This is a genomic window from Streptomyces sp. NPDC052052 (genome assembly GCF_040680455.1).
Lineage (GTDB): Bacteria > Actinomycetota > Actinomycetes > Streptomycetales > Streptomycetaceae > Streptomyces.
Genome location: NZ_JBFAWU010000003.1, coordinates 24,205 through 37,113 on the forward strand (window position 1 = coordinate 24,205; position 12,909 = coordinate 37,113).

General features: G+C 66.9%; 9 protein-coding genes. 2 read left to right on the plus strand and 7 right to left on the minus strand.

Annotated elements, in window-relative coordinates; genetic code table 11:
- Positions 1–116 precede the first annotated feature (116 nt).
- On the plus strand, positions 117–575 hold the full coding sequence (locus AB0L71_RS04070; RefSeq protein WP_365237528.1) for a GNAT family N-acetyltransferase: 459 nt from the start codon (positions 117–119) through the stop codon (positions 573–575).
- 157 nt (positions 576–732) lie between these two features.
- Positions 733–2,844, plus strand: a complete 2,112-nt coding sequence (locus AB0L71_RS04075) for a PIG-L family deacetylase (protein ID WP_365237531.1) — start codon at positions 733–735, stop codon at positions 2,842–2,844.
- Between the two features lie 104 nt (positions 2,845–2,948).
- Here the strand turns inward: AB0L71_RS04075 and tuf are convergent, their stop codons facing one another.
- The 7 genes from tuf to AB0L71_RS04110 all read right to left on the minus strand — a co-directional run bounded on the left by tuf (position 2,949) and on the right by AB0L71_RS04110 (position 12,895).
- Positions 2,949–4,142 carry an elongation factor Tu gene (gene tuf, locus AB0L71_RS04080; protein ID WP_365237534.1) on the minus strand — a complete coding sequence of 398 codons (1,194 nt, stop codon included), beginning with the start codon at positions 4,140–4,142 and terminating at the stop codon, positions 2,949–2,951.
- A 161-nt stretch (positions 4,143–4,303) separates the two neighbouring features.
- On the minus strand, positions 4,304–6,430 hold the full coding sequence (gene fusA, locus AB0L71_RS04085; RefSeq protein ID WP_365237537.1) for an elongation factor G: 2,127 nt from the start codon (positions 6,428–6,430) through the stop codon (positions 4,304–4,306).
- A 38-nt stretch (positions 6,431–6,468) separates the two neighbouring features.
- Entirely contained in the window at positions 6,469–6,939 is a 471-nt protein-coding gene (gene rpsG / locus AB0L71_RS04090; RefSeq protein ID WP_093897234.1) for a 30S ribosomal protein S7, read from the minus strand.
- A 2-nt stretch (positions 6,940–6,941) separates the two neighbouring features.
- On the minus strand, positions 6,942–7,313 hold the full coding sequence (gene rpsL / locus AB0L71_RS04095; protein WP_003948652.1) for a 30S ribosomal protein S12: 372 nt from the start codon (positions 7,311–7,313) through the stop codon (positions 6,942–6,944).
- Positions 7,314–7,627: 314 nt separating this feature from the next.
- Positions 7,628–8,068, minus strand: coding sequence for a hypothetical protein (locus AB0L71_RS04100; RefSeq protein ID WP_365237540.1), 441 nt, complete (start codon positions 8,066–8,068; stop codon positions 7,628–7,630).
- Between the two features lie 11 nt (positions 8,069–8,079).
- Positions 8,080–8,835, minus strand: a complete 756-nt coding sequence (locus AB0L71_RS04105) for a hypothetical protein (protein WP_365237543.1) — start codon at positions 8,833–8,835, stop codon at positions 8,080–8,082.
- 160 nt (positions 8,836–8,995) lie between these two features.
- A complete protein-coding gene (locus AB0L71_RS04110; RefSeq protein WP_365237545.1) occupies positions 8,996–12,895 on the minus strand; it encodes a DNA-directed RNA polymerase subunit beta' in 3,900 nt (1,299 codons plus the stop codon).
- Positions 12,896–12,909: the final 14 nt, after the last annotated feature.

The window sequence follows — 12,909 nt, forward strand, 5'->3', positions numbered from 1 at the left end:
GATCCGCCGACACCCACCAGAACGCACCCACTGAACGGGCAGCCGGGAGCGCCCCTCTCCGGTCGCCTCGTGCCACTGCGAATTCGGTCGCCTCGTGCCGCTGCGAGAATCCAGCCGTGAACGAGAGCACTGCCACGGCCTGGGCTCTGCGCCCCGCCGAGCCCGAAGACGTCGAGGTCATAGCCGAGCTGCGGGCCATCGTGATGCGCCCAGACCTGGAACGGCTCGGGCGCTACGACGAGCACCGCGTGCGACAGCGGCTTCGGGACGTCTACGCGTCGGAGCACACCTCGGTCGTCCTCGTGGACGGCGCGTTCGCCGGCTGCGTCACCCTGCGGCCGGTCGAGGACTGGTTGTGGCTGGAGAACTTCTACCTCTCCCCCGCCCTCCAGGGCCGCGGCATCGGCACCGCCGTGCTGCGTTCGCTGCTCGCGCGGGCCGACGAGGAAGGCATGACCGTCCGCCTGGACGTGCTGCAGGGCAGCGCCGCCCGCGCGCTCTACGAACGGCACGGGTTCGTAGAGGAACGGCAGGACCCCGTCGATGTGTACATGGCGCGTACGCCCACGAGTTGAGCCATCGGGGTCACATCGGCAGAACCCAGGCAACCTGTCCCGGGATACCTCCGTCTATCCGGCCGCAGCAGCGGCACGTCCCCGCCGCTGCTGCACGGATTCGGTACGCAGCGCAGGCCGCACAGCCGCCCGCTGCGGGGTGAGTGGACGGAGCACGATGGTGACGGATCGACCCACGCTGCACGCATCTCTCACGGGGCTGCCGCGACGCACCCTGCTCACGGCGGCGGCCGGTGCGCTGGGCCCGGCAGTCCTCGGCGGCTGCACCGCGTCTTCGCCGCGCCGTCGCCGCAACCCCACCGCGGACCCGCTGCCCGGCCTGCCGATCAGCGCCTCGCACGAGTCCCTGATGATGCAGATCCTCGCCCACCCGGACGACGACCTGTACTTCATGAACCCGGACGCCCAGCAGGCCCTGGACGCCGGCACCCCCCTGGTCTGCGTCTATCTGACCGCGGGCGAGGCCACCGGCATCAACCACGCCCCCGGCCACCCGCTGCCCGCCCCCGACAAGGCGGCGTACTCCTCCGCCCGGCACCAGGGGCTCCGCCAGGCGTACGCGACCATTCTCGGCCACGGCCCGTTCACGCAGTGGCAGAAGTCCGTGATCGACCTGCACGGCAACCACCGCGCCGAGATCAACCGCCTCGGCAACGGCGGTCGCACAGTCGACCTGATCTTCATCAACACCGCGATGCACACCACGTACGGCCGCCTCGGGCTGTCCAGCCTCTGGCAGGACCGCCGACTCGTCCTGCCGACCGTCGTCGCCGACAACTCCCCTCTGCAAAAGGCGGGTTCGTACACGTACGACGGGCTGATCGACGTACTGGTCGGGCTGTTCGAGCAATACCGGCCCAGCATCGTGCACACCCTGGACCCGGACCCCGACACCCAGCACAGCAGCAACACCGTCCGCCGCCGGGACAGCGAGCAGCAGGGCTACTCCGACCACCCCGACCACACCGCGACCGCACTGTTCACCTGGACGTCTCTGATCCGGTGGGTGGCAAGGGCCACCGAGGGCGGCGGTACGGTACCGGGCTTCGCCACCACGGCGTTCCGGGGCTACTACAACGCGCACTGGCCCAAGAACCTCCCGCCCGCCGTGCTGGCGGAGAAGGCATCGCATCTGGTGCCGTACGGGGGCGCGATCGGCTGGCGCTGCGGGAACCCCGCGGGCTGCGGGGACTACAACGTGGGCGGCAACCGGCCGCTGACCAACCGCAAGGGCTGGGTGCGCTCCACCCACTACCGCTACCCCGGTCCGCGGACCGCCGTCGTCCCGGAGCCGGACGGCCGGCTCGTCGCATACGGGGTGCTGGGGCTGCGGGCGGTGCGCTGGCGCGAGAGCGCGCCGGGCAGCGGGGTGTGGGACACCCCGGACGACCTCGGCGGCGGCCCGCTCGCACCGGTCCTGGGGAGCGCGACCCTGCCGGACGGGCGGCAGCTGCTCCTCGGGCTGCGGTTCGCCGCGCTCGGCGGGCGCGGGGCGGACGACGAACGCGAGATCGTGGTGCTGGAGCAGCGCCACCCCGGCGGCGGCTTCCGCGCCTGGGACGGACTCGGGAACCCGATGCGGGACCACGAGAGCGGGCGCCGGATCGGTGTCCCGGTCGCGGTCGCCGCACCGGACGGCCGGGTCCATCTCTTCGTACGGAACGCGGGAAAGGGCCTCAGTACGCGGGTCCGGCACACCGACGGCCGGTGGAGCGGGTGGCGGGACGCGGGCGGCGGGGAGGTCCAGGACGGGCTGAGCGCCGTGGTGGACGACGCCGGGTGCGTCCATGTCTTCGCGGCGGGCCATTTCGGGGTGCATCACTGGACGCAGGACAGCCCCGGGGATCCGGTCACCGCGCGCGCCCGGATCAGCGGTCTGCCGGTGCCCGGGGACGGACCGGCCGCGCTGCCGGGGGCGGACGGGACCATCGACCTGTTCTACCGTGCGGCGGCCAAGGCCGCGTTGACGACGGTACGGACCGGGGAGACGGCGAAGGAGACCGGCATCGACGGGTACGGCCGGCTGATCACCGACCGGGCGGGCTTCGACGGGTACGGGCCGGTGTCCGCCGCCGGATCGCCGGATGCCCCGGTGCTGCTCGGCCGCACCATGAAGGGCCTGCTCCAGCTCCGTACGCCCAAGGGGCTCTCGGTACGGACCCACGGGCCGGTGGCCCTGGACGGGCCCGTGCTCCGGGTCGACCAGGACGGGCGGCCCACGGCGGTGGCCCTGGGGCCCGACGCCCTGCCGTGGCTCTGGCGTCCCTGAGGAGGCCCCGCACACGCCGAAGGGCCCCGACCCACCGCTTGCGCGGCGGGCCGGGGCCCTTCTTGGTGCTCTGTGCGGAGCAACCAGGTCAGACAGTCAAATAATTACTTGACGATCTTGGTGACCTGGCCGGCGCCCACGGTCCGGCCACCCTCACGGATGGCGAACTTCAGGCCCTCCTCCATGGCGACCGGCTGGATCAGCGCGACGTTCATGACGGTGTTGTCGCCCGGCATGACCATCTCGGTGCCCTCGGGAAGGGTCACAACGCCCGTCACGTCCGTGGTACGGAAGTAGAACTGCGGGCGGTAGTTGTTGAAGAACGGGGTGTGACGGCCACCCTCGTCCTTCGACAGGATGTAGGCCTGGGCCTCGAACTCGGTGTGCGGCGTGACCGAACCGGGCTTGATGATGACCTGGCCGCGCTCGACGTCCTCGCGCTTGATGCCACGGAGGAGCAGACCGACGTTCTCACCGGCCTGACCCTCGTCGAGCAGCTTGCGGAACATCTCGATGCCGGTGACCGTGGTGGTGGTCTTCTCGGTCTTGATACCGACGATGTCGACGGTCTCGTTGACCTTCAGGACACCACGCTCGATACGACCGGTGACGACGGTGCCACGACCGGTGATCGTGAAGACGTCCTCGATCGGCATCAGGAACGGCTTGTCGACGTCACGCTCGGGCTGCGGGATCGACTCGTCGACGGCGGCCATGAGGTCGAGGACCGACTGGCCCCACTCCTTGTCGCCCTCGAGCGCCTTGAGCGCCGAGACCTTGACGACCGGAACGTCGTCGCCCGGGAACTCGTACTCGGAGAGGAGCTCACGGACCTCGAGCTCGACGAGCTCCAGGATCTCCTCGTCGTCCACCATGTCGGCCTTGTTCAGGGCGACGACGATGTACGGAACGCCGACCTGGCGGGCCAGGAGCACGTGCTCCTTGGTCTGCGGCATCGGGCCGTCGGTGGCGGCGACCACGAGGATGGCGCCGTCCATCTGCGCGGCACCGGTGATCATGTTCTTGATGTAGTCGGCGTGACCCGGGCAGTCGACGTGCGCGTAGTGACGCGACTCCGTCTGGTACTCGACGTGCGCGATCGAGATCGTGATACCGCGCTGGCGCTCCTCGGGAGCCTTGTCGATCTGGTCGAAGGCCGAGGCCTCGTTCAGGTCCGGGTACGCGTCGTGCAGCACCTTGGTAATGGCGGCCGTGAGGGTCGTCTTACCGTGGTCAATGTGACCGATGGTGCCGATGTTGACGTGCGGCTTAGTCCGCTCGAACTTCGCCTTCGCCACTGGGTCCTCCTGTGGAGTGGTTCTGTACGCCTTGCTTCATCGGCGCCAGGGTGATCTTTGCTGGGATGCCGGGGCCGGGGGCATTCACCGCATTGCTTGCGCTCTGCGACGAATGCCCCACGAGGCTCCGGTGACAAGCCTAAAGCGTGAGCTCGGGAGAGTTACTCGCCCTTGGCCTTCGCGATGATCTCCTCGGCGACGTTCCGCGGAACCTCGGCGTAGGAGTCGAACTGCATCGAGTAGCTTGCGCGACCCGAAGTCTTGCTACGGAGATCTCCGACGTAGCCGAACATCTCCGAGAGGGGCACGAGGCCCTTCACGACGCGAGCGCCGCTGCGCTCCTCCATGGCCTGGATCTGGCCACGGCGGGAGTTGATGTCACCGATGACGTCGCCCATGTAGTCCTCGGGCGTCGTGACCTCGATGGCCATCATCGGCTCGAGGAGCACGGGGGACGCCTTGCGGGCACCCTCCTTGAACGCCTGCGAACCGGCGATCTTGAACGCCAGCTCGGAGGAGTCGACCTCGTGGTAGCCACCGTCGAGAAGCGTGACGCGGACGCCCGTCATCTCGTACCCGGCCAGGATGCCGAACTGCATGGCCTCCTGCGCACCCGCGTCCACCGAGGGGATGTACTCCTTGGGGATGCGGCCACCGGTGACCTTGTTGACGAACTCGTACGAGGACTCGCCGCCCTCGAGGGGCTCGATCGCGATCTGCACCTTGGCGAACTGACCGGTACCACCGGTCTGCTTCTTGTGGGTGTAGTCGATGCGCTCGACGGCCTTGCGGATCGTCTCGCGGTACGCGACCTGCGGCTTGCCGACGTTCGCCTCGACGCGGAACTCGCGCTTCATGCGGTCGACGAGGACCTCGAGGTGGAGCTCACCCATACCACCGATGATGGTCTGGCCGGTCTCCTCGTCCGAGTGCACCTGGAAGGAGGGGTCCTCCTCCGAGAGACGCTGGATGGCGACACCCAGCTTCTCCTGGTCACCCTTGGACTTGGGCTCGATGGCGACCTGGATGACCGGTGCCGGGAAGTCCATGGACTCCAGGATCACCGGGGCCTTGTCGTCGCACAGCGTCTCACCGGTGGTGGTCTGCTTCAGGCCCATGACGGCGACGATGTCGCCGGCGCCCACCGACTCGATCTCCTCACGCTTGTTCGCGTGCATGCGGTAGATCTTGCCGATGCGCTCCTTCTTGCCCTTGACGGAGTTCAGCACCGAGGTGCCGGACTCCAGGCGGCCCGAGTAGACCCGGACGAAGGTGAGCTTGCCGAGGTGCGGGTCGCTCATGATCTTGAACGCGAGGGCCGCGAGCGGCTCGTCCTCGGACGGCTTGCGCTTGACGACCTCCTCCGGGTCCTTGACGCCGTGGCCCTCGATGGCCTCGACGTCCAGGGGGGAGGGGAGGTAGCGCACGACGGCGTCGAGCAGGGGCTGAACGCCCTTGTTCTTGAACGCGGTGCCGCAGAACACGGGGGTGACGGTGGTCTCGCCGCCCTTGCCCGAGTTGATGGTGATGCGACGGATGGCGTCGTAGAGCTGCTCCACGGTGGGCTCTTCGCCCTCCAGGTAGAGCTCCATGAGCGCCTCGTCGTTCTCCGCGACGGCTTCGAGGAGCTTGGCACGCCATTCCTCGGCAGCCTCGGCCAGCTCGGCCGGGATGTCGACGATGTCGTACGCCTCGCCCTTGCTGGCTTCGGCGGAGTAGACGAACGCCTTCATCGTCACGAGGTCGACGACACCCGTGAAGTCGGCCTCGGCGCCGATGGGGAGCTGCATCACGATCGGGGTCGCGCCGAGGCGGTCCGTGATCATGGTGACGCAGCGGAAGAAGTCCGCACCGGTGCGGTCGAGCTTGTTGACGAAGCAGATACGCGGAACGCCGTAGCGGTCCGCCTGACGCCAGACGGTCTCGGACTGCGGCTCGACGCCCGCGACACCGTCGAACACGGTGACAGCGCCGTCGAGGACGCGGAGCGAACGCTCCACCTCGACGGTGAAGTCGACGTGCCCGGGGGTGTCGATGATGTTGATGGTGTGGTCAACATCATTGAGCGGCCAGTGGCAGGTCGTCGCGGCCGACGTGATCGTGATGCCGCGCTCCTGCTCCTGCTCCATCCAGTCCATCGTGGCAGCGCCGTCGTGGACTTCACCGATCTTGTACGAGACGCCGGTGTAGAACAGGATCCGCTCAGTGGTGGTCGTCTTGCCCGCGTCGATGTGGGCCATGATCCCAATGTTGCGGACCTTGGCCAGGTCAAGCGAAGTGGTGGCCATAAGGCTCAATCTTCTCTCGGTCTCGATGTGGGTAGCGACTACCAGCGGTAGTGCGCGAAGGCCTTGTTGGACTCGGCCATCTTGTGGGTGTCCTCGCGCTTCTTGACGGCAGCGCCAAGACCGTTGGAGGCGTCGAGCAGCTCGTTCATGAGGCGCTCGGTCATGGTCTTCTCACGGCGGGCGCGGGAGTAACCCACGAGCCAGCGCAGCGCGAGGGTGGAGGCGCGACCGGGCTTGACCTCGATCGGCACCTGGTAGGTGGCGCCACCGACACGGCGGGACTTGACCTCGAGCGAGGGCTTGACGTTCTCAAGCGCGCGCTTCAGCGTGATGACCGGGTCGTTGCCGGTCTTCTCGCGGAGGCCTTCCATGGCGCCGTACACGATCCGCTCGGCAGTGGAACGCTTGCCGTTGAGCAGGATCTTGTTGATCAGCGAGGTGACAAGAGGAGAACCGTAGACCGGGTCGATGATGACCGGGCGCTTCGGGGCGGGGCCCTTACGAGGCATTCTTACTTCTCCTTCTTGGCGCCGTAGCGGCTGCGAGCCTGCTTGCGGTTCTTGACGCCCTGGGTGTCAAGGGAGCCGCGGATGATCTTGTAACGAACACCCGGCAGGTCCTTCACACGGCCACCACGCACGAGCACGATGGAGTGCTCCTGCAGGTTGTGTCCCTCACCCGGGATGTAGGCCGTGACCTCGATGCCCGAGGTCAGACGCACACGCGCGACCTTACGGAGGGCCGAGTTCGGCTTCTTCGGGGTGGTCGTGAACACACGCGTGCAGACGCCGCGGCGCTGGGGCGAACCCTCGAGTGCGGGCGTCTTGTTCTTCTCGACCTTGTCCTGCCGGCCCTTCCGGACCAGCTGCTGGATCGTAGGCACTACTTCTCCGGTTTCTGTGTGCCGTTCGTGAAACTAACCTGGAACGTCACCGACCCACGCGGTCGGGTGTGTCGAATACTGCGTACCCCTGCCACACGGCAGAAGTGAGCGCAGATTGCGGTGGCCAGTGGCGGACTCTCCATGCGGTTGAAGACACGCACAGGAACCCAGGCACACCCCAGGCACAAGGTCTGAGCGTACCTACCTCGTCGACTCCGGTCAAAACAAATGCTGTCCACCGGGACACGCCGGGGCGGCGTTCCGTCTCTACGGCGCCCTCCGCCTGACCTTCAGGCCGAGGTATTCGCCAGGACTCAATCCCCCTGTTCGCCCTTCAGCCCGTTGCCGTTCAAATATCTCTGAATCAAGGCAAGATCCTCTTGGTCCTTCCGGCGATTGGATCTTCCCTTCCAGATAGCCACCTCACGGAGCGGGCAGAACGGTATGCCCTGGATGAATTCGGCCGCTTCGATCAGTTCGTCGGGCTCCGCGGAGCCGGGCAGCCAGCGGTCGAACACCTCAAGACAACCACCGAAGAGCAGCACCATACGGCCGTGCCCGGACGGTGCCGGAATGGGTTCGGCCAGGCTGACGGCTGTCTTCCACGCCGCCCCCCTCGCCACGATGTCCAGGTCTCCCACGGTCTCCCTGAGTCCATGGGCCAGCATGGGTCCGCTGCCCGCGACGACGTAGTCGCCGAGCGCCAGGTCGAGGGACAGGAGCTTCCGGACTAATGGGTGCTCGGTCAGGTCCAAAAGCCCTCCTCCTAGAGCACAGGCAGCCCGACCGCGGAGCGAGCAGCCATGCCCATCGCCAGGGACGCGATGACACTGGCCAGCGTACCGATAAGGAAGTATTCCGACGCGTGCTTGCCGTGGTCGTTCGTCGGTACGCGCGCCAGCGACTTGGCCGCCAGGACAAGAGCGGCAGCTTCGGGCTGGCCGGCGGCAATGAAAACGAAGAGGAGTCCACGCTCCAGCAAACCGATGTTCTTGCTGCCACTCATGAAATCCAGAGCCTTGGTCTTTTCCGGTCCGTCCGGCATCGAATCGACTTCGGCACAGACCGGAGCCGTGGCCGCCTGGGCCAGAGTTCCGCCACCGAACACCGCAAGGAGAAGAGCCGACAGGAAGATCGCCGCTCGATCACTGTGCAACAGATCGCTGCCCAGGGTGACGGTTGTCCCGCCTGCCGTCCACAACGACAGCAGCACGGCGACGGACAGCAGGACGGCTCCTGCCCGTCTCGTCGACGAGGAGCCCGCGGTCAGAGGCAGAGTGATCGAGAAGCCGGACGACGGCGTCGCAGCCTGCCGATACAGCAGGACCGATCCGTAGGCGAGTAGAACAGCGGTGACAAACGCCGACCAGGGCTTCGGCTCGTGCGCATACGGAGCGATGGTGTACGCGCCATACAGGGCGACGAAGGACACGGTCAGCCATGGACGCGTCCGCTGCCAACCTGTTCCCCATGGCATCGATAACGCCGCCGTGATACCGAAGAAGACACGTGCCGTCTCCACGCCCGCCCCCATGTTCCACCGTCAAGTCCCTAGAACAAGGGGGGACTTTACTTGGAAGGCCCCACGCTCACCACGGGTTCACCAAGCCTGTGCATACGCCGGAGGGCGGCCACCCCGTGGTGTACGGGGTGACCGCCCTCCGGTCGTTCAAGCGACTCGCTTACTGGTTGTACGGACCGTAGTCGTAGTCCTCCAGCGGAACGGCCTGGCCGGAGCCCGTGCCGAACGGCGAGTAGTCGATGTCGTCGTAGCCGACGGCCGAGTACATCGCGGCCTTGGCCTCCTCGGTCGGCTCGACCCGGATGTTGCGGTAGCGGGACAGGCCCGTACCGGCCGGGATGAGCTTACCGATGATGACGTTCTCCTTGAGGCCGATGAGGCTGTCGGACTTGGCGTTGATCGCCGCATCCGTCAGGACTCGGGTCGTCTCCTGGAAGGAGGCGGCCGACAGCCAGGACTCCGTCGCCAGCGAGGCCTTGGTGATACCCATCAGCTGCGGACGGCCGGAGGCGGGGTGACCGCCCTCGGTGACCACACGACGGTTCTCGGTCTCGAACTTCGAGCGCTCGACGAGCTCGCCCGGCAGCAGCTCCGCGTCGCCGGACTCGATGATCGTCACACGGCGCAGCATCTGCCGGATGATGATCTCGATGTGCTTGTCGTGGATCGACACACCCTGCGAGTTGTAGACCTTCTGGACCTCGCCGACCAGGTGGACCTGGACCGCGCGCTGACCGAGGATCCGCAGCACGTCGTGCGGGTTGGTGGCACCCACGGTGAGCTTCTGGCCCACCTCGACGTGGTCGCCCTCGCCCACCAGCAGACGGGCGCGCTTCGAGATCGGGAAGGCCGTCTCGTCGCTGCCGTCGTCCGGGGTGACGACGAGCTTCTTGGTCTTCTCGGTCTCCTCGATACGGACGCGGCCTGCCGCCTCCGAGATCGGGGCGACACCCTTGGGCGTACGGGCTTCGAAGAGCTCGACGACTCGGGGCAGACCCTGGGTGATGTCGTCACCGGCCACACCACCGGTGTGGAAGGTACGCATCGTCAGCTGGGTACCGGGCTCACCGATGGACTGGGCGGCGATGATGCCGACCGCCTCACCGATGTCGACCAGCTTGCCGGTGGCGAGCGAGCGTCCGTAGCAGAAGGCACAGGTGCCGACCGCGGACTCACAGGTCAGGACCGAGCGGGTCTTGACCTCCTCGACGCCGGCGGCCACCAGGGCGTCGATCAGGACGTCACCGAGGTCGACGTTGGCGGGCGCGATGACCTTGCCGTCGACGACGACGTCCTCGGCGAGCATGCGGGCGTAGACCGAGGTCTCGACGTCCTCCGTCTTGCGCAGGACACCGTCCTCACCCTTGACGGCGATCTTCAGCTTCAGGCCGCGGTCGGTGCCGCAGTCCTCCTCGCGAATGATCACGTCCTGCGAGACGTCCACCAGACGACGGGTCAGGTAACCCGAGTCGGCGGTACGCAGGGCGGTGTCCGCCAGACCCTTACGGGCACCGTGCGTGGAGATGAAGTACTCCAGAACGGTGAGGCCCTCACGGAAGGACGCCTTGATCGGACGCGGGATCGTCTCGTTCTTGGCGTTGGACACCAGACCACGCATACCGGCGATCTGACGCATCTGCATCATGTTTCCTCGGGCACCCGAGTCAACCATCATGAAGATGGGGTTCGTCTTGGGGAAGTTCGCGTTCATCGCCTCGGCGACCTCGTTGGTCGCCTTGGTCCAGATCGCGATGAGTTCCTGCGTGCGCTCGTCCTTGGTGATCAGACCGCGCTCGTACTGCTTCTGGACCTTCTCGTCCTGGGCCTCGTAGCCAGCAACGATCGCCTTCTTGGCCTCGGGGACCACGACGTCGGAGATGGACACGGTGACACCGGAACGGGTCGCCCAGTGGAAGCCCGCCGCCTTCAGGTTGTCGAGCGTCGCCGCCACGATGACCTTGGGGTAGCGCTCGGCGAGGTCGTTGACGATCTCGGAGAGCTGCTTCTTGCCCACCGAGTAGTCGACGAACGGGTAGTCCTCGGGCAGCAGCTCGTTGAAGAGCGCGCGGCCCAGCGAGGTACGCAGCCGGAAGGTGTCACCCGGCTGGTACTCGGGCTCGCCCTCTTCGGCGACCGGCGGCACCCAGCCACGCGGCGGGATGGTGCCCACCGGGAAGCGGATGTCGACCTGCGTCTGGAGCGAGAGCTCCCGGGCGTCGAACGCCATGATCGCCTCGGCCGTGGAACCGAAGGAACGGCCCTGTCCGATGACGTTGCGCCCCTCCTCGTCCGTGGTGAGGAAGAACAGGCCCAGCACCATGTCCTGGGTCGGCATGGTGACGGGACGGCCGTCGGCCGGCTTCAGGATGTTGTTCGAGGACAGCATCAGGATGCGGGCCTCGGCCTGCGCCTCCGCGGAGAGCGGCAGGTGCACGGCCATCTGGTCACCGTCGAAGTCCGCGTTGAACGCGGTGCAGACGAGCGGGTGGATCTGGATGGCCTTGCCCTCGACCAGCTGCGGCTCGAAGGCCTGGATGCCGAGGCGGTGCAGGGTCGGTGCACGGTTCAGCAGCACCGGGTGCTCGGCGATGACCTCTTCGAGGACGTCGTACACCACGGTGCGGCCGCGCTCGACCATGCGCTTGGCCGACTTGATGTTCTGCGCGTGGTTCAGGTCGACCAGGCGCTTCATCACGAACGGCTTGAAGAGCTCCAGCGCCATGGCCTTCGGCAGACCGCACTGGTGCAGCTTGAGCTGCGGACCGACGACGATCACGGAACGCGCGGAGTAGTCCACACGCTTGCCGAGCAGGTTCTGACGGAAACGACCCTGCTTGCCCTTCAGCATGTCGCTGAGGGACTTGAGCGGGCGGTTGCCGGGGCCCGTGACCGGGCGGCCGCGACGACCGTTGTCGAAGAGGGCGTCAACAGCCTCCTGAAGCATGCGCTTCTCGTTGTTGACGATGATCTCCGGGGCACCGAGGTCCAGGAGCCGCTTCAGACGGTTGTTGCGGTTGATCACACGGCGGTACAGGTCGTTCAGGTCGGAGGTCGCGAAGCGGCCACCGTCCAGCTGCACCATCGGACGCAGGTCCGGCGGGATGACCGGCACGCAGTCGAGCACCATGCCCTTGGGCTTGTTGCTGGTCTGCAGGAACGCGGAGACGACCTTGAGGCGCTTGAGCGCACGGGTCTTCTTCTGGCCCTTGCCGGTGCGGATGATCTCGCGGAGGCGCTCGGCCTCCTCCTCGAGGTCGAAGGACTCCAGGCGCTTCTGCAGAGCAGCGGCACCCATGCAGCCGTCGAAGTACGTGCCGAAGCGGTCACGCAGCTCGCGGTAGAGCAGCTCGTCGCCCTCCAGGTCCTGGACCTTGAGGTTCTTGAAGCGGCTCCACACCTCGTCGAGGCGGTCGATCTCGCGCTGCGCGCGGTCGCGCAGCTGCTTCATCTCACGCTCGGCGCCTTCGCGCACCTTGCGGCGCACGTCCGCCTTGGCGCCCTCGGCCTCCAGCTCGGCCAGGTCGGTCTCGAGCTTCTTGGCGCGGTTCTCGAGGTCGGAGTCGCGACGGTTCTCGATCTGCTGACGCTCGACGGAGACGTGCGCCTCCAGCGACGGGAGGTCGCGCGTGCGGCGCTCCTCGTCGACGAACGTGATCATGTACGCAGCGAAGTAGATGACCTTCTCGAGGTCCTTCGGCGCGAGGTCCAGCAGGTAGCCCAGACGCGACGGGACGCCCTTGAAGTACCAGATGTGGGTGACGGGAGCGGCGAGCTCGATGTGACCCATGCGCTCACGGCGCACCTTGGCGCGGGTGACCTCGACGCCACAGCGCTCACAGATGATGCCCTTGAAGCGGACACGCTTGTACTTGCCGCAGTAGCACTCCCAGTCCCGGGTCGGACCGAAGATCTTCTCGCAGAAGAGTCCGTCCTTTTCAGGCTTGAGGGTGCGGTAGTTGATGGTCTCCGGCTTCTTGACCTCGCCATGGGACCAGGTCCGGATGTCGTCCGCGGTGGCCAGGCCGATCCGCAGCTCGTCGAAGAAGTTGACGTCGAGCACTTGTCGTCAATCCC

Bases quoted from the DNA above. Each gene is read 5' to 3' on its own strand.
- rpsG (WP_093897234.1), bottom strand. From the start codon at position 6,939: ATGCCTCGTAAGGGCCCCGCCCCGAAGCGCCCGGTCATCATCGACCCG.
- fusA (WP_365237537.1), bottom strand. From the start codon at position 6,430: ATGGCCACCACTTCGCTTGACCTGGCCAAGGTCCGCAACATTGGGATC.
- AB0L71_RS04075 (WP_365237531.1), top strand. From the start codon at position 733: ATGGTGACGGATCGACCCACGCTGCACGCATCTCTCACGGGGCTGCCG.